21 protein-coding genes are annotated in these 26060 nt (G+C 72.0%); 11 read left to right on the top strand and 10 right to left on the bottom strand.

Going from position 1 to position 26060, the window contains the following annotated elements; all coding sequences use genetic code 11:
- Positions 1-7: 7 nt before the first annotated feature.
- From ABTY98_RS26075 to ABTY98_RS26050, 6 genes are all read right to left on the bottom strand, one after another.
- The gene (locus ABTY98_RS26075; RefSeq protein WP_352223390.1) at positions 8-2224 is read right to left on the bottom strand and encodes a protein kinase domain-containing protein; all 2217 of its coding nucleotides are present in this window, start codon (positions 2222-2224) and stop codon (positions 8-10) included.
- A 153-nt stretch (positions 2225-2377) separates the two neighbouring features.
- The gene (locus ABTY98_RS26070; protein ID WP_352223389.1) at positions 2378-5491 is read right to left on the bottom strand and encodes an efflux RND transporter permease subunit; all 3114 of its coding nucleotides are present in this window, start codon (positions 5489-5491) and stop codon (positions 2378-2380) included.
- Between the two features lie 175 nt (positions 5492-5666).
- Positions 5667-6350: a response regulator gene (locus ABTY98_RS26065; protein ID WP_352223388.1), complete on the bottom strand. Its 684-nt coding sequence runs from the start codon at positions 6348-6350 to the stop codon at positions 5667-5669.
- On the bottom strand, positions 6347-7591 hold the full coding sequence (locus ABTY98_RS26060; protein ID WP_352223387.1) for a sensor histidine kinase: 1245 nt from the start codon (positions 7589-7591) through the stop codon (positions 6347-6349). Before ABTY98_RS26060 ends, ABTY98_RS26065 begins: the two co-directional genes overlap by 4 nt.
- 288 nt (positions 7592-7879) lie before the next feature.
- Positions 7880-8158 (bottom strand): PspA-associated protein PspAA, encoded by a 279-nt coding sequence (pspAA, locus tag ABTY98_RS26055; protein ID WP_352223432.1) that lies wholly within the window; start codon positions 8156-8158, stop codon positions 7880-7882.
- 28 nt (positions 8159-8186) lie between these two features.
- A complete protein-coding gene (locus tag ABTY98_RS26050; RefSeq protein ID WP_352223386.1) occupies positions 8187-8978 on the bottom strand; it encodes a PspA/IM30 family protein in 792 nt (263 codons plus the stop codon).
- A 285-nt stretch (positions 8979-9263) separates the two neighbouring features.
- On the opposite strand from ABTY98_RS26050, the gene ABTY98_RS26045 reads away from it, so the two are divergent.
- The 3 genes from ABTY98_RS26045 (at position 9264) to ABTY98_RS26035 (ending at position 11873) form a co-directional block, all read left to right on the top strand.
- Positions 9264-9938 carry a DUF3043 domain-containing protein gene (locus tag ABTY98_RS26045; protein ID WP_352223385.1) on the top strand — a complete coding sequence of 225 codons (675 nt, stop codon included), beginning with the start codon at positions 9264-9266 and terminating at the stop codon, positions 9936-9938.
- Between the two features lie 83 nt (positions 9939-10021).
- Positions 10022-10723 carry a class I SAM-dependent methyltransferase gene (locus ABTY98_RS26040; protein ID WP_352223384.1) on the top strand — a complete coding sequence of 234 codons (702 nt, stop codon included), beginning with the start codon at positions 10022-10024 and terminating at the stop codon, positions 10721-10723.
- Positions 10724-10793: 70 nt separating this feature from the next.
- Entirely contained in the window at positions 10794-11873 is a 1080-nt protein-coding gene (locus ABTY98_RS26035; protein WP_352223383.1) for a S1C family serine protease, read from the top strand.
- 42 nt (positions 11874-11915) lie between these two features.
- Here the strand turns inward: ABTY98_RS26035 and ABTY98_RS26030 are convergent, their stop codons facing one another.
- Positions 11916-12128, bottom strand: coding sequence for a hypothetical protein (locus ABTY98_RS26030; protein WP_352223382.1), 213 nt, complete (start codon positions 12126-12128; stop codon positions 11916-11918).
- A 112-nt stretch (positions 12129-12240) separates the two neighbouring features.
- On the opposite strand from ABTY98_RS26030, the gene ABTY98_RS26025 reads away from it, so the two are divergent.
- Positions 12241-13440, top strand: coding sequence for a bifunctional adenosylcobinamide kinase/adenosylcobinamide-phosphate guanylyltransferase (locus tag ABTY98_RS26025; RefSeq protein ID WP_352223381.1), 1200 nt, complete (start codon positions 12241-12243; stop codon positions 13438-13440).
- A gap of 70 nt (positions 13441-13510) precedes the next feature.
- Here ABTY98_RS26025 and ABTY98_RS26020 read toward each other — a convergent pair whose 3' ends face one another.
- Positions 13511-14485: a class I SAM-dependent methyltransferase gene (locus ABTY98_RS26020; RefSeq protein WP_352223380.1), complete on the bottom strand. Its 975-nt coding sequence runs from the start codon at positions 14483-14485 to the stop codon at positions 13511-13513.
- Positions 14486-14627: 142 nt separating this feature from the next.
- Here ABTY98_RS26020 and cobT point away from each other — a divergent pair, with 142 nt between their 5' ends.
- From cobT to ABTY98_RS26005, 3 genes are read left to right on the top strand one after another with little or no spacing between them, the layout of a single operon-like run.
- The gene (cobT, locus tag ABTY98_RS26015) at positions 14628-15707 is read left to right on the top strand and encodes a nicotinate-nucleotide--dimethylbenzimidazole phosphoribosyltransferase (protein WP_352223379.1); all 1080 of its coding nucleotides are present in this window, start codon (positions 14628-14630) and stop codon (positions 15705-15707) included.
- 58 nt (positions 15708-15765) lie between these two features.
- Positions 15766-17562: a phosphatidylglycerol lysyltransferase domain-containing protein gene (locus ABTY98_RS26010; protein WP_352223378.1), complete on the top strand. Its 1797-nt coding sequence runs from the start codon at positions 15766-15768 to the stop codon at positions 17560-17562.
- A gap of 10 nt (positions 17563-17572) precedes the next feature.
- Positions 17573-18298: a hypothetical protein gene (locus ABTY98_RS26005; RefSeq protein ID WP_352223377.1), complete on the top strand. Its 726-nt coding sequence runs from the start codon at positions 17573-17575 to the stop codon at positions 18296-18298.
- Here the strand turns inward: ABTY98_RS26005 and ABTY98_RS26000 are convergent.
- Positions 18235-19002 carry a hypothetical protein gene (locus ABTY98_RS26000; RefSeq protein ID WP_352223376.1) on the bottom strand — a complete coding sequence of 256 codons (768 nt, stop codon included), beginning with the start codon at positions 19000-19002 and terminating at the stop codon, positions 18235-18237. The genes ABTY98_RS26005 and ABTY98_RS26000 overlap by 64 nt on opposite strands.
- Positions 19003-19062: 60 nt before the next feature.
- Here ABTY98_RS26000 and ABTY98_RS25995 point away from each other — a divergent pair, with 60 nt between their 5' ends.
- Entirely contained in the window at positions 19063-19857 is a 795-nt protein-coding gene (locus ABTY98_RS25995) for an adenosylcobinamide-GDP ribazoletransferase (RefSeq protein WP_352223375.1), read from the top strand.
- A gap of 21 nt (positions 19858-19878) precedes the next feature.
- Here ABTY98_RS25995 and ABTY98_RS25990 read toward each other — a convergent pair whose 3' ends face one another.
- Positions 19879-20691, bottom strand: a complete 813-nt coding sequence (locus tag ABTY98_RS25990) for an endo alpha-1,4 polygalactosaminidase (RefSeq protein WP_352223373.1) — start codon at positions 20689-20691, stop codon at positions 19879-19881.
- Between the two features lie 288 nt (positions 20692-20979).
- Between ABTY98_RS25990 and ABTY98_RS25985 the strand changes: the two genes are divergently transcribed.
- The 3 genes from ABTY98_RS25985 to sucB all read left to right on the top strand — a co-directional run bounded on the left by ABTY98_RS25985 (position 20980) and on the right by sucB (position 26023).
- Entirely contained in the window at positions 20980-22506 is a 1527-nt protein-coding gene (locus ABTY98_RS25985) for a leucyl aminopeptidase (RefSeq protein ID WP_352223372.1), read from the top strand.
- 235 nt (positions 22507-22741) lie between these two features.
- Positions 22742-24130 (top strand): dihydrolipoyl dehydrogenase, encoded by a 1389-nt coding sequence (lpdA, locus tag ABTY98_RS25980; protein WP_350790338.1) that lies wholly within the window; start codon positions 22742-22744, stop codon positions 24128-24130.
- A gap of 60 nt (positions 24131-24190) precedes the next feature.
- Positions 24191-26023, top strand: a complete 1833-nt coding sequence (gene sucB / locus ABTY98_RS25975; protein WP_352223371.1) for a 2-oxoglutarate dehydrogenase, E2 component, dihydrolipoamide succinyltransferase — start codon at positions 24191-24193, stop codon at positions 26021-26023.
- Positions 26024-26060: the final 37 nt, after the last annotated feature.

Below are 26060 nucleotides of genomic sequence, written 5' to 3'. Positions count from 1 at the left end.
CCGCGTGTCACCCCGGGTCGACGGGTTTCCGCCCGGGGTGCGCCGGGTCGACGGTGAAGATCGTGCCGTCGGAGGTCGAGAGGACCAGGGCGCCCCGGTTGAACCACACGGTCGGCAGCAGCCCGCTGTTGCCCAGGACCTCGGCGCGTGCGGAGGACTCCCACAGCCGGGTGCCCTTGGCCGCGTCGAGCGCGACCACCCGCCCGCTCGCGCCGGCCATGTACATCGTGCGTCCGCTCGCGTCCACCGAGGCCTGGCCAGGCGACTCCAGGGTCGTGTGGCTGCTCCACAGCCGGGCCCCGGTGGTGGGCGAGAAGGCGGTGACCAAGCCGCTGGAGGTGGCGAGGTAGAGGGTGCCGTGGGCCAGGGTGGGCACCCCGCCCCGGTAGTGCTCGGGCAGGGGCGTCAGGGTGCGCCTGCCCGTGTCGGGGTCGACGCGCACGATGCGGGTGTAGATCAGGTCGGGGCCGTTGTCGACGTCCTTGTCGTCCGTCTCCAGGAAGACCAGCCGGCCGGAGAGCACGCCCACGAAGCCGGCCCGCTGGGCGGGGGACGTCAGGGTGCGGACGGGCCCGTCGGGGTCGACGGCGTAGAACTTCGTGGCGTGCGAGCCGTCCTCCTGGTCGGCGCACTCCACGTAGGGAAGGTCGTCGGCGGCCATCGCCGAGCAGAGGTAACCGGTGGGCACGGGGATCGTACGGCGCACGGTGCCGTCCTTCGCCGAGCGCACGGTCACCGCGCTGCCGTCGCCTTCCTCGGTCAGGGTCACCCCCTCGGCGTAGGCCGAGCCCAGGCTGTCGGTGCGTACCGCGTGGGACCAGAGCCTGGTGCCGCTCCCGGTGTCGAGCGCGAGGACGGACTGGGCCTGTCCCAGGCCGCCGCCGTCGGTGACGGTCAGCTCCACCAGCACCCGGCCGTCGTCCACGCCGAGGACGGTGGTGACGTAGCGGTCGGCCTGCACGCCCGCGGGTGCGATGCCGGCGCGCCAGAGGGTCCGGCCGGTGGTGGCGTCGACCCGGGTCGGGAGCAGGGCGGTGCCGCCGCAGTAGACGGAGCCGCCGTCGGACACACAGGTGGGCGAGGTGTCGCCTTCGTAGCCCGGTGCCTTCTTCACCCCGTGCTCGGCGGCCGCGGACACGGTGGTCTGCCAGGGCTGCCAGCCGGTGGGAAGGCTGCCCCAGCGGGAGGCCGAGGACCCGGTCGCACCGGTGTGGGCCTCGCCGTCGCCGTTCCACGGGCCCAGCAGGAGGAGGCCGGTCAGGGCGGCGGCCAGGACGCCGGAGACCACGAGCAGTGCGCGCCGGCGTGGGCGGCCCCCGGCGTCCGGGGCCGTGTCGGCACCGAGGGCCGGGACTCCGGGCGCCACCGCGGAGGGCAGGCGCAGGGTCAGCGTCTCCGGTTCGCCGGGCTCCGGCTCCGGCAGGACCCGCTCGAACTCCGCCGCCAGTTCGTCGAGTCCGGGCCGGTCGGCGGGTGCCTTGGCCAGGCAGCGCTCCAGGACCGCGCGCAGCGGCCCGGTCACCCCGTCCAGGACGGGCTCGTGGTGGACCACCCGGTAGCCGGTCAGATAGGGGCTGTCGGCGTCGAAGGGGCCGCGTCCGGTGACGCAGTACACCAGCAGCGCGCCGAGCGAGAAGACGTCCGAGGCGGGGCCGACCGTACGGGCGTCGGTGAACTGCTCCGGGGACATGAACGGCGGGGTGCCGACCATCTGCCCGGTCTCGGTGAGGGTGTTGTGGTTCTCGGCGGCCCGGGAGATGCCGAAGTCGATGACGCGGGGGCCGTCCTCGGCGATCAGGACGTTGGCCGGTTTCAGGTCGCGGTGCACGACCCCGGCGCGGTGGATGTCCCGCAGCGCCTCGACCAGCCCCAGTGCCAGGGGCCGCAGTTCGGTGACGCGCAGGGCGCCCCGGTGGCGGATGCGGGCGGCGAGCGACTGCCCGGGCACGTACTGGGTGGCCATCCAGGGCGGTTCGGCCTCCGGGTCGGCGTCCACCACGGCCGCGGTGAAGGCGCCGCTCACCCGGCGGGCGGCCTCGACCTCCTGCCGGAACCGGGCCCGGAAGACCGGGTCCTGGGCGTACTGGGCGTGCACCACCTTGACGGCGACCTCGCGCCCGGAGCGGGCCCTGCCCCGGTAGACGACGCCCATGCCGCCGGCTCCGAGCCGGTCGACGAGCCGGTGGCCGCCGATCGTCCTCGGGTCGTCCTTGTGCAGCGGCACCCCGAAACTCCCCTTCGCCGCATGGCAGTTCGAGCCGACAGCATACGGAACCCACAACGCACCGACGGCCGGTTCCCGGTGGGTTCCGGGAACCGGCCGTCGTTCACCGGTCCGTCACACGGCCGCGGGACTGTCCGGACGGCCGTGGGACCGTCATACGGCCGCGGGCTCCGGTTCCTCGGCGGTCCTCGCCGGTTCCACGGGCCCCTGTCCCTTCTTCGCCGCGCGCCTGTGCGCCCGGCGCTCCTTGCGGAGTTCGAGCATCGCGTACAGCGTCGGCACGAGCAGCAGGGTGAGCAGCGTGGACGTGATCAGACCGCCGATCACCACCACCGCCAGCGGCTGGGCTATGAAGCCGCCCTCGCCGGTGACACCGAGCGCCATCGGGAGCAGGGCGAAGATGGTCGCCAGAGCGGTCATCAGGATCGGGCGGAGCCGGTGCCGGCCGCCCTCGATCACCGCTTCGACCACGCCGTGTCCCTGGCGCCGGTACTGGTTGACGAGGTCGATCAGCACGATCGCGTTGGTGACCACGATGCCGATCAGCATCAGCATGCCGATCATCGCGGGGACACCCATCGGGGTGCCGGTGACGATCAGCAGGCCGATCGCGCCGGTCGCCGCGAACGGGATGGAGACCAGCAGGATCAGCGGCTGGACGAGCGAACGGAAGGTCGCCACCAGCAGCATGAAGACGATCGCGATCGCCGCGAGCATCGCCAGGCCCAGGTTCTTGAACGCGCTGTCCTGGTCCGAGGTGACACCGCCGATCGAGGCCGTCGCGCCCGCCGGGAGCTTCAACGCCTTGATCCTGGACTGGAGTTGGCTGCTGACCGCGCCGGTGTTGTCACCGGTCGGCTTCGCGGTGACGGTCGCCGCGCGCTGGCCGTCGATACGGGTCAGCGACACCGGGCCGTCCACCAGCTTCACGGTGGCGATGTCGCCCAGCTTCACCGCGCCCAGCTTGAGAGCGCGCAGCTGGGCGAGAGTCTCGGCCGGCTTCGCCGACTTCACGACGACGTCCCGCTCGGTGTCGTCGAGGGTCGCCTTCGCGGCCGTGGTGCCCTTGACCGCCTGGGTGACGGCGGCGCCCAGCGTCTGGTCGTCGAACCCGGCCGCCGCGGCCTTGGAGTTGGCCTCCACCGAGATACGCGGCACGCTCGTCGCCAGGTCGCTGGTGACGTCGGTGACGTCGTCCAGCTTGGCGACCGTCGCCCGCACCTGCTCCGAGGCCTTGCGCAGCACGTCCCCGTCGGCTGCCTTCACCACGACGCTCAGGTCCTGGCTGCCGAAGCCGTCACCGGCGGAGACGGTGGTGGTGCCGATCCCGGACAGCTTGTGCAGACCGTCCTCGATGGCGTTCTGCACCTTGTCGTAGGACTTCGAGTCGTCCAGCATCACCGAGTACGACGCCTGGTTGGTGTCCGTGCCGCCGCCGAAGGCCGCCATGAAGCCGGACGAGCCGATCGTGACCTGGTAGTCCTTCACCCCGTCGATGGAGGCGAGCAGCTTCTCCACCTTCTTCGCCTGCGCGTCGGTCGCCGCCAGGCTGGTGCCCGGCTTCAGCTCCTGCTTGACGGTGAGGACCTCCTGGTCGCCCTGGTCGAAGAAGTTGGTCTTCAGCAGTCCGGCCATGCCGAACGTGACGACCAGGACCACGATCGCGATCAGCACGCTGGTGAGGCGGCGCCGGGTCGCGAAGCGCAGGACGGGCACGTAGGCGCGCTGGAGACGGCTGTCGGCCTCCTTCTCCTCGGCCTTGCGGCGGGCCTCCGCGGCGTCCTCGGGGGTGCCCTTCGGGGCGCGCAGGAACCAGTACGAGAGCACCGGTACGACCGTCAGCGAGACCACCAGGGACGCGAGCAGCGCGGCCGTCACGGTGATGCTGAACGAGCCGAACAGGGCGCCCACCATGCCGCCGACCAGGCCGATCGGGAGGAAGACGGCGACCGTGGTGAGGGTGGAGGAGGTGACCGCGCCGGCCACCTCGCGGACCGCGCCGATGATGGCGGCCTGGCGCTCCTCGCCATAGCCGAGGTGGCGCTTGATGTTCTCCAGGACCACGATCGAGTCGTCGACGACCCGGCCGATGGCGATGGTGAGCGCGCCGAGGGTGAGCATGTTGAGGGAGAGACCCCGGGTCCACAGCACGATGAGCGCGAGGACCACGGACAGCGGGATGGAGACCGCCGTCACCAGCGTCGAGCGGATCGAGGCCAGGAAGACCAGGATGACCAGGACCGCGAAGAGCAGACCGAGGGCGCCTTCGGTGGTCAGGCCCTTGATGGACTTGGAGACCGCCGGGCCCTGGTCGCTGACGACCGTGAGGGTGGCGCCGGAGCCGAGGTCCTGACGCAGCTTGGGCAGCTTGTCCTTGACGGCGTTCGAGATGGAGACCGCGCTGCCGTCGTGGTCCATGGTGACGTTCACGGCGAGGCTGGGGCGGCCGTCGGTGCGGGTGATCGAGTCGGCCGGGGCCTCCTGCTCCTTCACCGAGGCCACGTCACCGAGCCGCACGGGCTTCCTGACGCCCTGCCCGGTGACCATCAGGTCCTTGATCTGCCCCAGCGAGGTGAGACCGCCGCCGACCTGGACGGTGCGGTTGGCGCCGTCCTCGTCGAAGGAGCCCGCCGGCACGGTCGCGCCCGCGGCCTGGAGCGTCTGGGCGATCACGGCCGGGGTGAGCCCCGCCTCGGCCAGCTTCGCCTGGCTCGGGGTGACGGTGACCTGGAGGTCCCGTACGCCGGTGACCTGGACGCGGCCGACGCCGTCGATGTCCTTCAGGTCCGGGACGACCGTCTTGTCGAGCTGGTCGGCGAGGGCCTGCTGGTCCTGGCCGGAGGTGACGGCGAGGACCACGGTCGGCATGTCGTCGGTGGAGCCGGAGATGACCTGCGGGTCGACGCCGTCCGGGAGCTGGGCGCGGTTGACGGCCAGCTGGACGTCGGCCACCAGCTGCTTGGTGTCGTTGCCGTAGTCGAAGGACGCCATGATCACGGCGTTGCCCTCGCTCGCGGTGGAGGTGACACCGGTGACACCGTCGACGCCTTCGAGGTTGTTCTCGATGGGCTCGACGATCTGCTTCTCGACGACGTCGGGGGCCGCTCCCTGGTAGGGGGCGATGACCGACACCATGGGCAGGGAGATGGTGGGCAGCAGCTGCTGCTTGATCTGGGGGATGGCGATCGCCCCGAAGACGAGCGCGATCAGTGACATGAGGCCTATCAGGGCCCGCTGCGCGAGGCTGAATCTGGACAGCCAGGACATGGGTCAGGGTCTCTTTTCGGTGAGCTGCTGTGAGCTGAGCTGCTGTGAGCGGCAGAAGGGGCACCTGTGAGCGCCCACCCCACCACCCTGACCCATGCACCGCCCTGCTCACGTAGGCCCTGGGTGCCGTCCTTTGTCCGGCTCCTACTCCGGCCGCAGTACGCCCGGGTGGAGTTCACTCCATCCTCGGACGGACCAGCCCCGACTCGTACGCGATCACCACGAGCTGTGCCCGGTCCCGGGCGCCCAGCTTGGCCATGGCCCGGTTGACGTGCGTCTTCACGGTCAGCGGGCTGACCTCCAGGCGCTCGGCGATCTCGTCGTTGGAGTGTCCGCCGGCGACCTGGACCAGGACCTCGCGCTCGCGTGAGGTGAGCGCGTCGAGCCGTTCGGCGCGGGCCGGGTCGCGGCCGTCGCCGCCGGCGTCGCCCTGGGCGAGGAAGCGGGCGATCAGCCCCTTGGTGGCGGTCGGGGAGAGCAGGGCCTCGCCGCCGGCGGCGAGGCGGATGGCGCTCAGGAGTTCCTCGGGTTCGCTGCCCTTGCCGAGAAAGCCGGAGGCGCCCGCGCGCAGCGCCTGTACGACGTAGTCGTCGACCTCGAAGGTGGTCAGGATGACGACCCGGACCTGGGCGAGGGAAGGGTCCTCGCTGATGAGCCGGGTGGCTGCCAGCCCGTCCGTGCCGGGCATCCGGATGTCCATCAGGACGACGTCGGCCCGGGTCTCCCTGGTCAGCCGTACCGCGTCGGCGCCGTCGGAGGCCTCGCCGACCACCTCCATGTCGGGCTCGGAGTCGACGAGCACGCGGAACGCGCTGCGCAGCAGGGCCTGGTCGTCGGCGAGCAGGACACGGATCGTCATATGGAATCCCCCAGGGCGGCCGTGCGGTGGTTCGTACGGTCGTCGGTGCCGGTCTTGACCGGCAGGATGGCATGGACGCGGAAGCCGCCGCCGTAGCGGGGGCCGGTGGTGAGGGTGCCGCGCAGGGCGGTGACGCGCTCGCGCATGCCGAGCAGGCCGTGGCCGCCGCCTTCCTCGGGGGCGGTGTCCTCGCCGGAGCCGTTGTCGAGGACGGTGACCTCGATATGCGGTCCGACGCGTACGACGCTGACCTCGGCCCTGGCCTCGGGGCCCGCGTGCTTCCGCACGTTGGTCAGGGCCTCCTGGATGATCCGGTAGGCGGCGAGGTCCGCGGCGGCGGGCAGGGTGGTGCCCTGGTCGGCGCGGGCCACCTCGACCTGGAGGCCGGCGTTGCGGAAGGTGTCGGCGAGCTCTTCGAGGAGGTGCAGGCCGGGGGCGGGTTCGGTGGGGGCCTCGGGGTCGCCGGACTGGCGGAGCAGGCCGACGGTGGCGCGCAGTTCGTTGAGCGCGGAGCGGCTGGCCTCGCGGACGTGGGCGAGGGCCTCCTTGGCCTGGTCGGGCCGCTTGTCCATGACGTGCGCGGCCACGCCCGCCTGCACATTGACCAGGGCGATGTGGTGGGCGACGACGTCGTGCAGATCGCGGGCGATGCGCAGCCGCTCCTCGGCGACCCGGCGGCGGGCCTCCTCCTCACGGGTGCGTTCGGCGCGCTCGGCGCGTTCGCGGATGGCCTGGACGACGGCCCGTCGGCTGCGGACCGCGTCCCCGGCGGTGGCGCCGATGCCGGTCCAGGCGAAGATCGCGAGGTTCTCCTGGGCGTACCACGGCAGGGGGCCCGCGGCCATCGCGGCGGTGGTCAGGACGGTCATGGTGAGCAGGCCCGCCCGCAGGGTGGTACGGCGGTCGGTGGTGGCGGCGACGGTGAAGAGGGCGACGACGGCCGCCATCGCGACGGGGGCACGGGGGTCGCCGGTGACGCACTCGACGACGGAGGCCGCGCCGGTGACGGCCAGGACCGTCTTCGGGGCGTGCCGGCGGAAGACCAGGGCGACGGCGGCGAGCGTCATCAGGACCAGGCTGAGGGTGTCCGGGGTGCGGATGCCCCAGGCGACGCCGTGCGCGCCGTGCGGGACGGCGAAAGAGCTGACGACCATGCACACGAGGGCGCCCGCGGCGATGACCGCGTCCACGGCGAGTGGATGGGCGCCGACTCTGCAGCGGGCTCTTTCGAAGGGGCTCACGTGTGAACAGTACGGGGGGCTACGTGCGGGCCGGAACCGAAGCGACCGCCGCACCGCCCACCGGGGGCACCGCCCCCGAAGGCTGCCGCCCCCGGCCCCCGCGTCGGCCTGAACGGCCTCGTCCTCGAACGCCGGACGGGGCGGACAGTGGGGGGTACCGCCCAGCCTGCGCTCGCGGACGCCGCACGGGCCGGAGCAAGCGCCGCCCGGCCTTCGAGCGCGGACTTCGGACAGCCGGGTGGGCGTGGGAATCGGCTGGGAGGGCGCGTGGACCGGGGTCCTGCGGGCTCAGCCCGGGATGAGGCCGTCGTCCCTCAGGAAGGCCCGGACCTCCTCCAGGGTGGCGTCCGGGGAGGGGAGGATCAGGTCCGAGGGTTCCAGGGCGTCGTCCGGGAGCGGGGTGCCCAGTTCGCGGACCTTGTCCAGGAGGGCGCCCAGGATGCGGCGGAAGGCTGTCTCGTCGCCGGACTCCGTCTCCGCCAGGAGGTCGTCGTCCAGCTTGTTCAGTTCGGTGAGGTGGCTGTCGGCCAGCCTCACCTGGCCCTCCCCCATGATCCTTACGACCATGTCGGCCATGTCGCCCTCCAGGCGTCGGCTACTGCTTGTCGAAGCGCGGGGTGTCCTGCGGCTGCTGCGTCTGCTGGCCCTGGCCGGTACCGCCCTCGATCGCCTGCTGCGGCTCACCGCCGGCCAGCTCGGCCTTCATCCGCTGGAGTTCCAGCTCTACATCCGTACCACCGGAGAGGCGGTCCAGCTCGGCGGCGATGTCGTCCTTGGCCATACCGGACGGGTCGTCGAGGGCGCCGGAGGCGAGCAGTTCGTCGATGGCGCCGGCGCGGGCCTGGAGCTGCTGCGTCTTGTCCTCGGCGCGCTGGATGGCGAGGCCGACGTCGCCCATCTCCTCGGAGATGCCGGAGAAGGCCTCGCCGATGCGGGTCTGGGCCTGGGCGGCGGTGTAGGTGGCCTTGATGGTCTCCTTCTTCGTGCGGAAGGCGTCCACCTTGGCCTGGAGGCGCTGGGCCGCGAGGGTGAGCTTCTCCTCCTCGCCCTGGAGGGTTGAGTGCTGGGTCTCCAGGTCGGTCACCTGCTGCTGGAGGGCGGCGCGGCGGGACAGCGCCTCGCGGGCGAGGTCCTCGCGGCCGAGCGCGAGCGCCTTGCGGCCCTGGTCCCCCAGCTTGGTGGACTGCTGCTGGAGCTGGTTCAGCTGGAGTTCGAGCCGCTTGCGGGAGGTGGCCACGTCGGCCACCCCGCGGCGCACCTTCTGGAGCAGCTCGAGCTGCTTCTGGTACGAGTAATCGAGGGTCTCGCGCGGGTCCTCGGCCCTGTCCAGGGCCTTGTTCGCCTTCGCGCGGAAGATCATCCCCATACGCTTCATGACACCGCTCATGGGCTTCGCGCGCCCCCTTCTGACGGACTCCAGCTCACAGATCCTGCGACAGAACCCACAGTACGGGCCCTGCCTCCATTACCGCACTGTTCGGGGACCGATGCGCTCATCCCCAAGGACGACTGCGGTCGCCTCCGCTCCGGCACAGGTAGTAGGTGGCCCCCCAGGGTCTCCCGGGGCGGCCCCCCGGTGAACCCACGCGCAACCGCCGTACAACCCTCGCACAACGCCATACCAACGTCGTACGACCCGAGCGAACCGTCTGCAACGTCCCCTCTGTCCCTAATGGAGACGACTGACGTTGCGGGATCGTTCCCCGCCGGACTAGGGCCCACACCCCGCCACCCCGTACCCTTGGGTTTTGTGTTCCGTAGCCGTGCCAAGGATGAGAAGGCCCCCGCCGACAAGGCGGTCGTGACCGACTCCAAGCAGACCCGTGACCCGCAGGCGCCCAAGGGCAGGCCCACGCCCAAGCGCAGTGAGGCCCAGACCCAGCGCCGCAGCGTGGCCAACACGCCGACGAACCGCAAGGACGCCGCCAAGCGTCAGCGCGAGGACCGGCGCGCCGCCATGGAGCGGCAGCGCCAGGCGCTGGCCACCGGCGACGAGCGGTACCTGCCGGCCCGTGACAAGGGCCCGGTCCGCAAGCTCGCCCGCGACTGGGTCGACTCACGCCTCAACGTGGCGGAGTTCTTCCTGCCGCTGGCCGTGATCATCCTGGTCATGAGCGTGGTCAACAACGCGGCGATCAAGAACATCGCGCTGCTGCTGTGGCTGGTCGTCATCGTGCTGATCGTGCTCGACGCGGCCGTCAGCGGATTCCGCCTGAAGAAGCGGCTGGCCGAGCGCTTCCCGGACCAGAACAGGAAGGGCGCCGTCGCCTACGGTCTGATGCGCTCCCTGCAGATGCGCCGGCTCCGGCTGCCCAAGCCGCAGGTCAAGCGCGGAGAGCGGCCCTGAGCACAGAGCCTTTCTCCGGAGGTGCGGCGAGGGCCTGGCTGACCGGGCTGGGCGGGCTGCGTGATGTCGTACGACAGGAGCTGGTGGCCCGGCAGCTCGACGAGCAGATAGCCGGGCGGTTCCCGGTCGGGCAGCGGCTGCGCGTGCTCGACGTGGGGATGGGCCAGGGCACGCAGGCGCTGCGGCTGGCCCGGACCGGTCACCAGGTGACCGGTGTCGAGCGGGAACCGACGATGATCGAGGCCGCGCGGGAGGCCCTGGCCGGTGAGCCGGAGGGGATCCGCGCGCGGGTGCGGATCGTCCAGGGCGACGGGCGGGACACGGGTGTCCACTTCCTGCCGGGCAGCTTCGACGTGGTGCTCTGCCACGGTGTGCTGATGTACGTCGAGGAGCCGGACGCGCTGCTGGCCGGGCTGGCCCGGATGCTGGCTCCGGGCGGGCTGCTGTCGCTGCTGGTGCGCAACGCCGACGCGCTGGCCATGCGGCCGGGGCTGAGCGGGGACTGGGCGGGGGCACTGGACGCTTTCGACACCGTCTCCTATCGCAACCGGCTGGGCCTGGAGGTGCGGGCCGACCGGCTGAGCACCCTCACCGCCGCACTCGCCGGCATCGGTGCGCCGCTGCACTCCTGGTACGGCGTAAGGGTGTTCACGGACACGGCCGTGGACGGCGCCGAGGTACCGGCCGACGTGGAGACGCTGCTCGCGGTGGAGGAGCGGGCCGGGCGGACGGATCCGTACCGGGCGGTCGCGGCGCTGCTGCATCTGTGCGGGGTCCGCGGCTGACAGCGTCGCGTGCTTCTCGTTCGGGTCAGCAGCACGAGCCGGACCGGCACCCCGCGACAAGACTCGGGGCATGGACGTTTCCCGTACCCACCGGTCCTTCCGTACGGCCGCCGTGCTCGGCTCCTGCTGCCTCGCCCTCGTCTCCGGCTGTTCCGCCTTCGGCAGCGACACGGCCGGGGACGGCACGACCGCACGAGCCGCCCGGGTGGCGGCCGTTCCCATGGCGGCGGTCGATCTGCAGAACCAGTACCAGAAGGTGATCAAGGAGGTCCTGCCGTCGGTCGTGCAGATCCAGGCCAGCAGGGACCTGGGCTCGGGCGTGGTCTACGACGGCAGCGGGCACATCGTCACCAACGCGCACGTCGTCCAGGGCGAGAAGAAGTTCCGGGTGACGACCGCCAACAACGAGGAGCCGCTCACCGCGACGCTCGTCTACTCCTACCCCGAGCAGGACCTGGCGGTCATCAGGCTCGACAAGCTCCCGGACGGGCTGAAGGCGGCCACCTTCGGGGACAGCGAGAAGGTCGACGTCGGGCAGATCACGCTCGCCATGGGCTCGCCGCTCGGGCTGTCGTCCAGCGTCACCGAGGGCATCGTGTCGGCGACCGGACGGACCGTCAGCGAGAACGCCGAGGGCGGCGGTACGGGCGCCACCATCCCCAACATGGTGCAGACCTCGGCCGCCATCAACCCCGGCAACAGCGGCGGAGCCCTGGTCAACCTGGCCGGCCAGATCATCGGCATCCCGACGCTCGCCGCGAGCGACCCCGACCTCGGGGGCAGTGCGGCGCCCGGGATCGGGTTCGCCATCCCGGCGTCGATGGTGAAGACGGTCGCCGACCAGATCATCAAGCAGGGCAAGGTGGTCGACTCGGGGCGGGCCGCGCTCGGCATCAGCGGGCGCACGGTCGTCGACGTGAACTACCAGCCGGCCGGGGTTGCCGTCGTGACCGTGAAGAAGGGCGACGCGGCCGACAAGGCGGGCATCAGGGCCGGGGACATCATCACCAAGGTGGGTGGCGACGACATCACCACCATCACCTCACTGGCCGAGTCGCTCGCCGTGGACCGGCCGGGGCAGAAGACGACGGTGACGTACAGCCGGAACGGCGTCGAACGGACGGTGGATGTGGCCCTGGGCGAGCAGTGACGGCGGGGCGGCCCGTGCGGGGCCGCCCCTGACCGGCACCTCTCAGGACCCCTCCGCGTGCAGGCTCATCGGGCCGTAGATCTCGGTGGTGTCCTCGTAGAGCCACACCTGGTCGGCGCCGCCGGCCAGCAGGGCCTTCCACTGCTCGCCGATCCAGGACTCGGCGTCGCCCTGGGTGGTGAACTCCTCGGGCTCCACCGCGGGCTGGACCTCCGTCCCGTCGGCCTTCTCGAACCGCCACGTCCATGCCGTCATGTAGGCCTCCTTTGATCCAACTGGTGCATCGTATGTGGTCATTGCAGGGTGCAGGACCCCTTCGGGACTACCACTGAGGGCAGGACTCGTCGCGTCGGGTGAAAATCAGGGCGTGGAAGTGACTTTGCTCGGTACCGGTGCTCCCGCGGGTCTGCCCCGCCCGGACTGTCCCTGCGCGGCCTGTGCCTGCGCCGTCGGGGAGGACGTCCGGGCCGCCACGGCGGTGCTCGTCGACGGAACACTGCTGCTCGATCTGACGCCGGGCGCGGCGTTCGCGGCGGCGCGGGCCGGGCGGTCGCTCGGGGGTGTACGGCAGGTGCTGCTGTCGCATCCGCACGACGGGCCCGCCGTCGAGGTGCCGGCCGGGCTGCCGCAGCCGGGGCGGGTGCCGGACGGGCGCGAGCTGTCCCTGCTGACCGGGCAACGGGTGCGGGCGCTGGCGATGGACGCGGGCGGCACCGGGTACGCGGTGACCGGACCCGCCGGGCAGCGGCTGCTGTACCTGCCGCCGGGCAGCGCCCCGGCCGGGCTGGAGAACGGGAGCGCGGAGTCGTACGACATGGCACTTCTGGACGTCGTGGGGCGCCCGGACGCGCTGGCGCGGCTGCGGGCGGTCGGCTCGGTGGGACCGACGACGGACGTCATCGCCGTCCATCTCGACCACGACGTGCCGCCCGGACCGGAGTTGCGGCGGCGGCTGGCGGCGGCCGGGGCGCGGGCCGTGCCGGACGGTACGACGCTGACGGTGGGGGTGTACGACGAGGTGCCCGACGTTCCGCGCCGGACGCTGGTGCTGGGCGGCGCGCGGTCCGGCAAGTCCGTGGAGGCCGAGCGGCGGCTGGAGTCCTTCCCCGACGTGCTGTACGTCGCCACGGGCGGGACGCGCGGTGGGGACACGGAGTGGTCGGCGCGGGTGGCCGCGCACCGGGAACGGCGGCCGGGGTCGTGGCGTACGACGGAGACGTGCGACCTGGTGCCGTTGCTGGCGCAGGACGGGCCGCCGCTGCTGGTGGACTGTCTGTCGCTGTGGCTGACGGACGCGATGGACTCCGTCGGGGCCTGGGACGACACGGAGTGGGCGTCGGGCGGGGAGAAGGCGCTGCGGGAGCGGGTGCGGGAGCTGACGGAGGCGGTGCGCTCGACCCGGCGGACGGTGGTCGCGGTGTCCAACGAGGTGGGGTCGGGGATCGTGCCGGCCACGGCGTCGGGGCGGCGGTACCGGGACGAACTGGGCCGGTTGAACGCGGCGTTCGCGGACGAGTGCGAGCAGGTGGTGCTGGTGGTGGCCGGGCAGGTGGTGGTGTTGCGGTAGTGGAGCGCCCCTTGGGGGCGCGGGGAACTGCGCGACCGGCCCCACCGACCCGCAGCCGCGCAACGGCCCGTCACCGCCCCTTTCTCGCGATGATCCGGTACCCGTTGGAGAAGGGTGTGCGGCGCAGCAAGGGGGCCAACGCGTGGTCGACGGCTGCCGCCACGGCCACCAGCGGGGCGGTCGCCCCTACCCACCGCTTCGGCAGCACCCGGCCCAGCGCCAGGGTGAGCGCCGCCGAGATGTCGTACGGGATGTGGGGCGCTTTCCGGTCGGCTTTCAGGATCTCGCAGCCCTGGGACTCCAGTTCCGCCCGCAGGTTGGCCGGCGGCACCAGGTGCAGATGGCGGGGCTGGCCGTACGGGAGCCACCACTTGCCGAGGAGCGCGCCGAAGGCGCTGCGCGGGTTCGCGACATCGATCAGGAGGTGGCCGCCGGGCCGCAGCGCCGCGAGGGCCGCGCGGAGTTCGGCGCGTGGGTCGGGGGCGTGTTCCAGGTGCCGGAACATGCTGACGACGTCGTAGCGGGCGCGCAGCCGGGCGAGAACATCCGGTGCGGTCAGGTGGCCGCAGTGGGCCTCCTCGACGTGCCCCTCGGCCTGGGCCCACACCACCCGGAGGGTCGAGTCCAGACCGTCGAAGGACGTGTACGTGAAGAGTTCCTTCGCCGCACGGGGGAAGTGGGCGTGGCCCGTCCCGACGTCCAGCCAGCTCTCCGGCTCCGTCAGGGCCAGCATGGCGTGGGCGGCGGCGCGGTGCCGGCGGCGGCCGCCGCGGGTGGTGAGAAGGCGGTCGGTGTAGTCCTCCAGACGGCCCTCGTAGTAGTCCCGGTGGTAGAGGGTGAAGCCCACTGCGGTCAGCCGGGGGTTCTGGAAGGCGTGGGCGCAGTCGCGGCACTCGTCGACGACGAACCTGCCGGGCCGCTGATGGAGGAGGTCGGGCGTGCGCAGACGGGTGCGCAGGCGTCTGGAGCCGCACCAGGGGCAGTCCTCGCGGCGCGGCTCGTGGAACCCGTCGGTGCCCGGGAGGAGTTCGGGTCTTGGCGACATGGGCGGCTCCCTGTGCTCCCTTGTACGCAATCCACTGCAAAACGGAACGTATGGGATACCGATCTTGCCTGCCAAGACGCCGTGCGGGTGTGGTGGCGATCTGGCACCGAATCGTTCGTTCGGTGCCGGTACTGTTCGGCGAATGAGCTCGCTTAATCTCGACGACTTCACCGATCTGATCGAGCGCCCCGACGGCGGTGTGCGCCGTGACGCGGAGGCGCGCCGGGAGCGGCTGATCGTGCCGCCCGGGTCGCTGGGCCGCCTCGACGACCTGGGTGAGTGGCTGGCCGCCGCACAGGGTTCCGTGCCGGTACGGCCGGTCGAACGGCCGCGGGTCCTTCTCTTCGCCGGTGACCACGGCGTCGCCGAACTCGGCGTGTCCGCGCGGCCGGCGGGCAGCGCCGGGCTGCTGGTGCGGGCGATCCTGGAGGGGGCCAGCCCGGTGGCGGTGCTGGCCCAGCGGCTCGGGGTGCCCCTGCGGATCGTCGACATGGCGCTGGATTGCGACCCGGACACGCTGCCCGCGGAGGTAGTACGGCACCGGGTGCGGCGGGGCAGCGGCCGTATCGACATCGAGGACGCGCTGACCCTGGAGGAGGCCGAGGCGGCCTTCCGGGCGGGCGTGGCACTGGCCGACGGGGAGGCCGACTCCGGGACCGATGTGGTGGTGCTCGGCGATGTGAGTGTCGGGGGGACCACGGCGGCCTGCGTGCTGGTCGCGGCGCTGTGCGGGACCGACGCGTCCGTGGTGACCGGGCGGGGCGGGGTCGCCATCGACGACCTCGCGTGGATGCGGAAGTGTGCGGCGATCCGGGACGCCTTGCGGCGGGCGCGGCCGGTGCTCGGGGACCAGTTGCAGTTGCTGGCGACGGTCGGCGGGGCCGACCTGGCGGCGATGACCGGGTTCCTGTTGCAGGCGGCGGTACGGAAGCTGCCGGTGGTGCTGGACGGGGTCGTGGCGGCCGCGTGTGCGCTGGTCGCCCAGCGGATCGCGTTCCGGGCGCCGGACTGGTGGCTGGCCGGCCATGACAGCGGGGAACCGGGCCAGGCCAAGGCGCTGGACCGGATGGCCCTGGAGCCGCTGCTTGAACAGGGCGTGACGGTGGGCGAGGGAGCGGGAGCACTGCTCGCCCTTCCTCTGGTCCAGTCCGCGGCGGCCCTGGCGGCGGAACTCCCGGAGAAGCCGCAGAATCCGGAGTCGGAGGAGAAGCCGGAGGAGTAGGGAGAGGTCCCTGCGTGTGGCGCGGTTCGTCGCGGGAGCACCCATATGATCCATCTCCATGGGAGATGCCCGAATTGCCGTTGAGCGGTGTGCTGGACGTGAGGCGGGTCGGCGGTCCGTCGGGGTTTCCCAGCGGGCCGCCGCCTTTGCTGTGTGGTATTTGCGGGCCGTCGCCTTCGTCAACTTCCTCAGCGCGGTGTGGGTGTCGTTGGGGCAGGACGTGCGGCGGCACAACCAGGAGGACTTCTTCACGCCGTACCTGCTGACCGCAGGCTTCGCCTCCGGCGTGTTCACCGCGTTCCTCGCCATCACCATGCGGCGGCGCAAGCGGGCCGCATGGATCCTGAACCTCGTACTGAGCGGGCTGTTCCTCGCGCTGTTCGCGTTCGCGATGACGTTTCCGGAGATCCGGCGGTACGCGCAGAACTGGATCTCGATCGCGCTGACCGCCGCCTTCGTGGGCGCGCTGCTCGTCGGCCGCCGGGAGTTCTACGCCAAGGGCGACCGCTCCAATCCGCGGCTCGCCGCGACCGTGGCCGTCGGCGGCGGGCTCCTCGCCTCGCTGCTCGCCGCCCTCCTCGTGTCCGTCACCAACCAGGCCCCGCACGCCGCCCGTTCGACGTTCCCGGAGCGCTGGCACTACGGCACCCTGCGCCTGGTGTCGGTCGCCGCCGACCCCTCCCGGTTCCCGTACATCGCGCCGCCGAACTGGGTGAACGTCTCCATCAACGTCCTGAGCACGCTCCTCGTCCTCGCCGTCCTCTACGCCGCCTTCCGCTCCCGCCGCGCCGTCGACCCGATCACCGAGGACGACGAGAAGCGGCTGCGGGCGCTGCTGGAGCGGCACGGCGAGCGGGACTCGCTCGGCTACTTCGCGCTGCGCCGGGAGAAGAGCGTGGTGTGGTCGCCGACCGGGAAGGCGGCGGTGGCCTACCGGGTGGTGGGCGGGGTGAGCCTTGCCTCCGGGGATCCGATCGGGGATCCGGAGGCCTGGCCGGGGGCGATCGTGCCGTGGCTGAGCGAGGCGCGGGCGCACGGGTGGATTCCGGCGGTGATGGGGGCGAGCGAGGAGGCCGGGACCGTGTACGCCCGGCACGGTCTTGACGCGCTGGAGCTCGGGGACGAGGCGATCGTCGAGGTCGCCGAATTCACACTGGAGGGGCGGGCCATGCGGACCGTCCGGCAGGCCTGCAACCGGGTCGGGCGGGCGGGCTACTCGGTGCGGATCCGCCGGCACGAGGACATCCCGGCCGACGAGATGTCGTACCTCGTCCGGCGCGCCGACGACTGGCGGGACGGCGCCACCGAGCGCGGGTTCAGCATGGCGCTGGGACGGCTCGGGGACGCCCGGGACGGGCGGTGCGTGATGCTGGAGTGCACGGACGGGGAGGGACGGCTGCGGGCGCTGCTCTCCTTCGTGCCGTGGGGGCCCGGCGGGCTCTCCCTCGACCTGATGCGGCGGGACCGGGCCTGCGACAACGGGCTGATGGAGTTCATGGTCATCGAGCTGCTGCGGCGCGCCGGAGAGATCCGGATCACCCAGGTATCGCTCAACTTCGCCATGTTCCGATCGGTCTTCGAACGTGGCGCGCGTCTCGGCGCGGGGCCGGTGCTGCGGCTGTGGAGGTCCTTGCTGAGCTTCTTCTCCCGGTGGTGGCAGATCGAGTCCCTGTACCGGGCCAACGCCAAGTACCGGCCCATCTGGGAACCCCGTTTCCTGCTCTTCGAGAAGAGCGCGGACCTGCCACGCATCGGCCTCTCCGCGGCCCGTGCGGAGGGGTTCCTGGAGGCGCCGGTGCTGCCGAAGTGGCTGCACCGACGGCATCTGGACACGGACCGAGACTCGCACGGATGAGGACCACCGCATGAAGCCGCTCGCCCGCTGGGCCCGCGCCGAGTGGGGGCTGCTGTACGCCACCGTGCGCGGCCCGTTGGTGAAGCGGCGGCTGCGGGCGGCGCCGATGACGGTCGCGGCGGTCTGCCTGACGGCGCTGCTGCAGTTCGTCCAGAACCAGTCGTGGGGTTATCGGTTCGTCCAGGACATCGGTGGCGTGCGGGCCGAGGACCCGCTCGGGCTGGCCCTGCTGCGCACTCCCCTGTCGCTGTTCGTGCCGGCGCTGGACCTGCCGGTGTGGGGCGCGCTGGCGCAGATCCTGGTCGTCTTCGGCATCGCCGAGATGTGCCTGGGCTGGTGGCGGACGCTGACCGTCGCGTACGTCGCGACCCTCGCCGGCACGCTGTACGCCCGCGCCGGCGTCGCGCTGGGTCCGCACAGCCCCCTGGGCCTGGCCGCCTCGGACGCCCGGGTGGTGGACACCGGCCCCTCGGCCGCGGTCGTCGGGCTCGCGGTCTGCCTGGGCTGGCGGTACGGCGCGTATGTCACCGCGGGCGCGGTGGCGGCGGCGATGGTGGTCGAGGCGGTACTGAAGGACAACCTGGCCGGCAAGGAGCACCTGGCGGCCATCGCGGGCGTGGTCGTGCTGTACGCGGCGGTGGCGGTGGGGCGGCGGCTGCGGTCCCGGTGGCGTCAGCGGCGGCCGGGCAACCGGGCCGGTTCGGGGCGGTCGGGCTTGCCGCCGATCCAGTCCTGAAGGGTCCTGCTGAGCCGGGCCCAGCGGCGGTCGTGGCGGTAGGACCGCAGCCCGGCCCTGGCCCGGGCGCGCGGGCGGTTGCCGTAGAAGCGGCGGGCCCAGGCCGAGCCGGGGCGGGCCAGGCGGACCGCGCCGACGAGACCGACCAGCGGGACGACCACCCCGAAGATCGCGGTACGGGCCTTGCCCTTGCTCAGGGCGACGAGGGAGAAGAGGAAGTTCGCCACGACGTTGGCGATGACGGTGCCCCGGTCCTGGAGTTCGCCGGCCGAGATGTCGTTGACGCCGAACGGCGAGAAGCCGGCGAGCAGCAGCCCGACCAGCGCGGCGGTGATGACGACCACCTCGACGCTCTGGCGGCCCTCCTCGGTCCAGTAGACGTCGTCGAGATGCAGGATCAGCGCGAACTCGTCGAGGACGAGCCCCGCGCCGATACCGAAGACGATCGCGGCGAGGGCCGCGCCGAAACCCTGGCGGGCGCCGGCGACCGCGCCGAAACCGCCGACGATGACGAGGACGACCCCGGGGACCACGTGGTGGATGTGCAGCCCGCCCGCCTTCACATTCCCGAACGGGCCCCTTCCGGCGCGGATCAGCCGGGTGATGACCCGTGTGATCACAAAGGTCAGGACGAAGGCCGTCAGGGCGAGCAACAGGGGGAGTTTGCCCGGCTCGATGATGTTCCGTTCCAGCCAATGTCCCATGTGCGCACTTTATCCCTGGCCATGGCATGGACCCTTCTGGCCACCGGATAACCTGCGCCGGTGGCTGCGACCTCTGCGACTCCCTGGCGTGACGGCCTCCGTTTCGCCTTCGGCACACTCACCGTGTTTCCCGTGAGGGTGACCCGCTGGGACCGCGAGGCAGCCCGCGGCGGCATGCTGCTCGCGCCGCTGGCCGGCCTCGCCGTCGGGCTCTGCGCGGGAGCGGTCGGTGCGCTGCTGGCCCTGGCCGGGGCGAGTGCCTTGCTGGCCGCGGTCGCCGCGGTCGCGGTACCGGCCGTGCTCACCCGGGGGCTGCACCTGGACGGCCTCGCCGACACCGCCGACGGGCTGGGCAGCGGCAAGCCCGCCGAGGAAGCGCTGCGGATCATGAAGCAGTCGGACATCGGGCCGTTCGGGGTGATCACGCTCGTCCTCGTGCTGCTCGGTCAGGTGGCCGCGCTGGCCCAGGCCTACGGCGGCTCGTGGCAGCGGGGAATGCTGGCTGCGGTCGTCTCGGCGACGGTGGCCCGGCTGGCGATGAGCCTGGCCGCGGTGCAGGGGGTGCCCGCGGCCCGGCCCGAGGGGCTGGGGGCGGCGGTGGCCGGGGTGGTGCCCAGGGTGGGGGCGTCGGTGGTCACGGTCGCGGTGATGGTGGTGGCGGCGGGGGCCGGGGCGCTGGTGGGGTCGGCCGACAGTCTGCGGGCGTTGCTCGCGGTGGTGGTGGCGGAGGCGGCGACGGACGTGCTGCTGCGGCTCTGCAGGCGGCGGTTCGGCGGGGTGACGGGAGATGTGTTCGGGTGCCTCGCCGAGACCGCGGCGACCACCGCGCTTGTGGTGTTCTCGCTGGGTGGCTGAGGAGTCCCTGAAGGGGGCGCTTCAGCAGGCCTTTCTCCACACCCCCAGCTCGTACTTCTTCTCCAGTGAGCTCAACTTCAGCTTCCGCGACTGTGCGCAGAACCTGTTCGTCGGCAGTTCGTACTCCACGTGGAAGACGGCCTTGTCCGCCTTGACGAACGGCTTCAGGTCGCGGCACTCGCCGTACTGGGCGCACTGCTCGTTCACCGCGAAGTCGAAGTCGTCGACCAGCTGCGGTATCTGGTCCAGGTCGTTCTTCAGGCCCACCGACATGCCCCGGTCGTGGGCAAGTCGGGCGATGAGCCGGTTGTAGCGGAGCTGGTCGGCGGCCTTGAGGGGGAAGCCCGTGCGGTTCTTGTAGCCGTCCATGTTGTCGGGTTCCACCGCGTCGAAGCCCTTGTCCTTGCACATGTCGAAGCGGGCCGCCATCAACGGCTCCAGGACGTCCGTACGGCGGATGTCGAGCCAGCGCTCGCCCTCCCAGCCGTTGCCGCGCCCCAGCACCGACTCGGGGAACTTCTTCGCGTCGGGGCGCCAGTCCTCGAAGGCGCCGGTGGACAGGTAGCAGATGACCTTGCGGCCCTTGCCGTGCAGCGTGCCGACCGTCGCCTTGGACTGGTCGAAGCCGTCGATGTCGTACACCGACGCCGGCACGGACGTGTCCACACGGCCGCTCAGTTGCCACTGCCAGGTGACCCCGGGTTTCGGCTGCCAGCGTCCGGCGTCGTCCGCGGACCGGGTGCAACCGGTGAGCAGGGCCAGCGGGACGAGCAGGGGTGCGGTGGTGCGGAGTTTCACCGGGCGGCCTCCAAGGCGTGCGGCAAGGTACCCCATCGATGATCTCCCACGCCGGGTATCGCGCGGTACACCAAGGCCCCGTGCGGGGCCTCGGTTCAGAAGGTGAGAGAGGCGGGAAGTGGCCACGGCGCCACCCCCAGATGAACACCCGCAGGAATGAGCGAACGCATACACACGCGTAGGCTCGTCCCGGGTGTTCGCCGACAGGGTGAAGGCCCCGGTGGTAAAACGCCCCCAGGCCACTGCCTAGGGTCGCTTCCCGGGCCCGGTCGACCCACCCACTCGGCCACAGCAACTCAACATCGGAAGCGAGATCCCACCACCGTGACTGCTCTCACTCTCAGCACCTCAGCGGCGCCCGGCCTCCGGGCCGACGCGATCGTGATCGGTGTCGCCAAGGGCGCCAAGGGCCCGGTCGTCGCCCCGGGCGCCGAGGCCGTGGACAAGGCCTACGACGGCAAGCTCGCCGACGTCCTGGAGACCCTCGGTTCCTCGGGTGCCGAGGGCGAACTGACGAAGCTGCCCGCCCCGGCAGGCTTCAAGTCCCCGCTCGTCATCGCGGCCGGCCTGGGCGCCGAGCCCGACGCCGGCGCCGGCTACGACGCCGAGGCGCTGCGCCGGGCGGCCGGTGTCGCGGCCCGCACGCTGAACGGGGCGAAGAAGGCGGCCTTCGCGCTGCCCGTCGAGGACGCGGCCGCCGTCGGCGCGATCGCCGAAGGCGTGCTGCTGGGCGCGTACTCCTTCGACGTCTACAAGGACAACGGCGGCAACGGGAAGGCGAAGAACGGCAAGGCGCCGCTCGCCGAAGGCGTGCTGCTCGGCGGCAAGCCGCGGGACGCGGCCCACAAGGCGGCCCTCGCCCGCGCCACCGCGGTCTGCGAGGAGCTCAACCGCGCCCGCGACCTGATCAACACCCCGCCGAACGACCTCACCCCGGCCGCGTTCGCCGCCCTCGCGCAGGGCGCGGCCAAGGAGCACGGCCTCAAGATCCAGATCCTGGACGACAAGGCGCTCGCCAAGGACGGCTACGGCGGCATCCTCGGCGTCGGCGTCGGCTCCGCGGCGCCCCCGCGGCTGGTGAAGCTGTCGTACACGAGCCCCAAGGCGGACAAGCACCTCGCCTTCGTCGGCAAGGGCATCACCTACGACTCGGGCGGTATCTCGCTCAAGCCGGCCGGCCACAACGAGACGATGAAGTGCGACATGAGCGGGGCGGCGGCGGTCTTCGCGGCCGTCGTCTCGGCGGCACGACTCGGCCTCAAGGTCAATGTGACCGGGTGGCTGGCGCTCGCCGAGAACATGCCGTCCGGCTCCGCCGTGCGCCCGGGCGACGTGCTGCGCATGTACAGCGGCAAGACGGTCGAGGTCCTCAACACGGACGCGGAGGGCCGGCTGGTCCTTGCCGACGCGCTGTGGGCGGCGTCGGCGGAGAAGCCGGACGCGATCGTCGACGTGGCGACGCTGACCGGGGCGATGATGCTGGCGCTGGGCAGCCGGACGTTCGGGATCATGGCCAACGACGACGCGTTCCGTGCGTCGATCCACGAAGCGGCCGAGGAGGTCGGCGAGCCGGCCTGGCCGATGCCGCTGCCGGAGCACCTGCGCAAGGGGATGGACTCGCCCACGGCGGACATCGCGAACATGGGCGAGCGGATGGGCGGCGGACTGGTCGCCGGGCTCTTCCTGCGCGAGTTCGTGGGCGAGGGCATCACCTGGGCGCACCTGGACATCGCGGGGCCGGCGTTCAACGAGGGCGGCCCGTTCGGATACACGCCGAAGGGCGGGACGGGGTCCGCGGTACGGACGCTGGTGCGGCTGGCGGAGCTGACTGCCGAGGGTGACCTGGGCTGACGGTGCCGACGGGACCTCGTGTGCGGGCAGGGCGGGGTCCCGTCGCCTGACGGGCCGGGGCGCTGCATGTGGTGTCTCACACCCCGGCCCGGCGTCTCGTTCACCTCCGACAAGTGCGAAGATGGGGCTCGGCAGGACAGGGCCCCACCACAGGGCCGAAGAAGAGCGGCCGGACACCAGCCGCCGCCCGGTCACTGTTGACCGGCGTACGGCGCACATGCATGGAGGACGTGACGTGGCGAACGACGCCAGCACCGTTTTCGACCTAGTGATCCTCGGCGGTGGTAGTGGCGGTTACGCCGCGGCCCTGCGCGGGGCGCAGCTGGGCCTGGACGTCGCCCTGATCGAGAAGGACAAGGTCGGCGGTACCTGCCTGCACCGGGGTTGCATCCCCACCAAGGCCCTGCTGCACGCGGGCGAGATCGCCGACCAGGCCCGCGAGAGCGAGCAGTTCGGTGTCAAGGCCACCTTCGAGGGCATCGACGTGCCGGCCGTCCACAAGTACAAGGACGGTGTCATCGCCGGCCTGTACAAGGGCCTGCAGGGTCTGATCGCCTCCCGCAAGGTGACGTACATCGAGGGCACGGGGCGTCTCTCCTCCCCGACCTCCGTCGACGTGAACGGCCAGCGCATCCAGGGCCGGCACGTGCTCCTCGCGACCGGCTCCGTGCCGAAGTCGCTGCCCGGCCTGGAGATCGACGGCAACCGCATCATCTCCTCCGACCACGCCCTCGTCCTGGACCGCGTGCCCAAGTCCGCGATCATCCTGGGCGGCGGGGTCATCGGCGTCGAGTTCGCCTCCGCCTGGAAGTCCTTCGGTGCGGACGTCACCGTCATCGAGGGCCTCAAGCACCTCGTCCCGGTCGAGGACGAGAACTCCTCCAAGCTTCTTGAGCGCGCGTTCCGCAAGCGCGGCATCAAGTTCAACCTGGGCACCTTCTTCTCGAAGGCCGAGTACACCGCCGACGGCGTCAAGGTCACCCTCGCCGACGGCAAGGAGTTCGAGGCCGAGGTCCTGCTCGTCGCCGTCGGCCGCGGCCCGGTCTCCGCCGGCCTCGGCTACGAGGAGCAGGGCGTCGCCATGGACCGCGGTTACGTCCTGGTCGACGAGTACATGCGGACGAACGTCCCGACCATCTCCGCCGTCGGCGACCTGGTCCCGACGCTCCAGCTCGCGCACGTCGGCTTCGCCGAGGGCATCCTGGTGGCGGAGCGTCTGGCCGGTCTGAAGACCGTTCCGATCGACTACGACGGTGTCCCCCGGGTCACGTACTGCCACCCGGAGGTCGCCTCCGTGGGTATCACCGAGGCCAAGGCCAAGGAGATCTACGGTGCGGACAAGGTCGTCGCCCTGAAGTACAACCTGGCGGGCAACGGCAAGAGCAAGATCCTCAACACCGCGGGCGAGATCAAGCTCGTCCAGGTGAAGGACGGTGCCGTGGTCGGCGTCCACATGGTCGGCGACCGCATGGGCGAGCAGGTCGGCGAGGCCCAGCTGATCTACAACTGGGAGGCGCTGCCCGCCGAGGTCGCCCAGCTCATCCACGCCCACCCGACGCAGAACGAGGCGATGGGCGAGGCCCACCTGGCCCTGGCCGGCAAGCCGCTTCACTCGCACGACTGACCCTCGGTCGACACACGCGACGACTCAGACTTCCGCAATTCGTAAGGAGCAACCGAAACCATGGCGGTTTCCGTAACCCTTCCGGCGCTCGGCGAGAGCGTCACCGAGGGCACCGTCACCCGCTGGCTGAAGGCCGAGGGTGAGCGCGTCGAGGCCGATGAGCCGCTGCTCGAGGTGTCGACCGACAAGGTCGACACCGAGATCCCGGCCCCCGCCTCGGGCGTGCTGGCCTCGATCAAGGTCGCCGAGGACGAGACCGTCGAGGTGGGCGCCGAGCTGGCGATCATCGACGACGGCACCGGCGCGCCCGCCCCGGCCGCCCCGGCCCCGGCCGCCGAGCCGACTCCGACCGCTGCACCCGCCCCGGCCCCGGTGGCCGAGGCCCCCGCCGCCCCCGCCCCGGCCCCCGCCGCCGAGGCCCCCGCCGCTCCGGCCGGTGGCGCCTCCGGCACGGACGTGGTCCTGCCCGCGCTCGGTGAGTCCGTCACCGAGGGCACCGTCACCCGCTGGCTGAAGTCGGTCGGCGAGGAGGTCGCGGAGGACGAGCCGCTGCTCGAGGTCTCCACCGACAAGGTCGACACCGAGATCCCCGCGCCGGTCGCCGGTGTGCTCCTTGAGATCGTGGTCGGCGAGGACGAGACCGCCGAGGTCGGCGCCAAGCTCGCCGTCATCGGCGCCCCGGGTGCCGCTCCGGCGGCCGCCCCGGCCCCCGCCGCTCCGGCTCCCGCCCCCGCTGCCCCGGCCCCCGCCCCGGCCGCCCCGGCTCCGGCTGCCGCTGCTCCGGCCCCGGCTCCCGCCCCGGCTGCTCCGGCTCCCGCCCCGGCTGCTCCGGCTCCCGCCCCGGCCGCCGCCGCTCCCGCCCCGGCCGCCGCCGCTCCCGCCCCGGCCGCCCCGGCCCCCGCGCCGACGGCTCCGGCCCCGGTCACCCCGGCCGCGGCTCCTGCCGCTCCGGTCGACGAGGGCGCCTACGTCACCCCGCTGGTGCGCAAGCTCGCCGCCGAGAACGCTGTCGACTTGGCCTCCGTCAAGGGCACCGGCGTCGGCGGTCGTATCCGCAAGCAGGACGTCGTCGCCGCCGCCGAGGCCGCGAAGGCCGCCGCCGCTGCCCCGGCCCCCGCGGCCGCCGCTCCGGCCGCCGGTGCGAAGAAGGCCCCGAAGCTCGAGGTCTCCCCGCTCCGTGGCCAGACCGTCAAGATGCCCCGCATCCGCAAGGTCATCGGCGACAACATGGTCAAGGCGCTGCACGAGCAGGCCCAGCTGTCCTCGGTCGTCGAGGTCGACGTGACCCGCCTGATGCGCCTGCGCGCCCAGGCCAAGGACGCGTTCGCGGCCCGCGAGGGCGTCAAGCTCTCCCCGATGCCGTTCTTCGTCAAGGCCGCCGCCCAGGCGCTGAAGGCCCACCCGGTCATCAACGCCCGGATCAACGTGGACGAGGGCACGATCACCTACTTCGACACCGAGAGCGTCGGTATCGCGGTGGACTCGGAGAAGGGCCTGATGACCCCGGTCATCAAGCACGCGGGCGACCTGAACATCGCCGGTATCGCCAAGGCCACCGCCGAGCTGGCGGGCAAGGTCCGGGCGAACAAGATCACCCCGGACGAGCTGTCCGGCGCGACCTTCACCGTCTCCAACACCGGTTCGCGCGGCGCGCTGTTCGACACGATCATCGTGCCGCCGAACCAGGTCGCGATCCTCGGCATCGGTGCCACGGTCAAGCGTCCGGCCGTCATCGAGACGGAGGAGGGCACGGTCATCGGCGTCCGCGACATGACGTACCTGACCCTGTCCTACGACCACCGCCTGGTGGACGGCGCCGACGCGGCCCGCTACCTGACGGCCGTCAAGGCGATCCTGGAGGCGGGCGAGTTCGAGGTCGAGCTCGGCCTCTGATCCCCCGAGGGTTCTACGGTGCCCCGTCCGGAGCTGC

The sequence above is a fragment of the Streptomyces sp. NPDC096040 genome (assembly GCF_040303265.1).
Taxonomy (GTDB): Bacteria; Actinomycetota; Actinomycetes; order Streptomycetales; family Streptomycetaceae; genus Streptomyces.
This window is presented reverse-complemented; position numbering and strand designations above follow the sequence as displayed.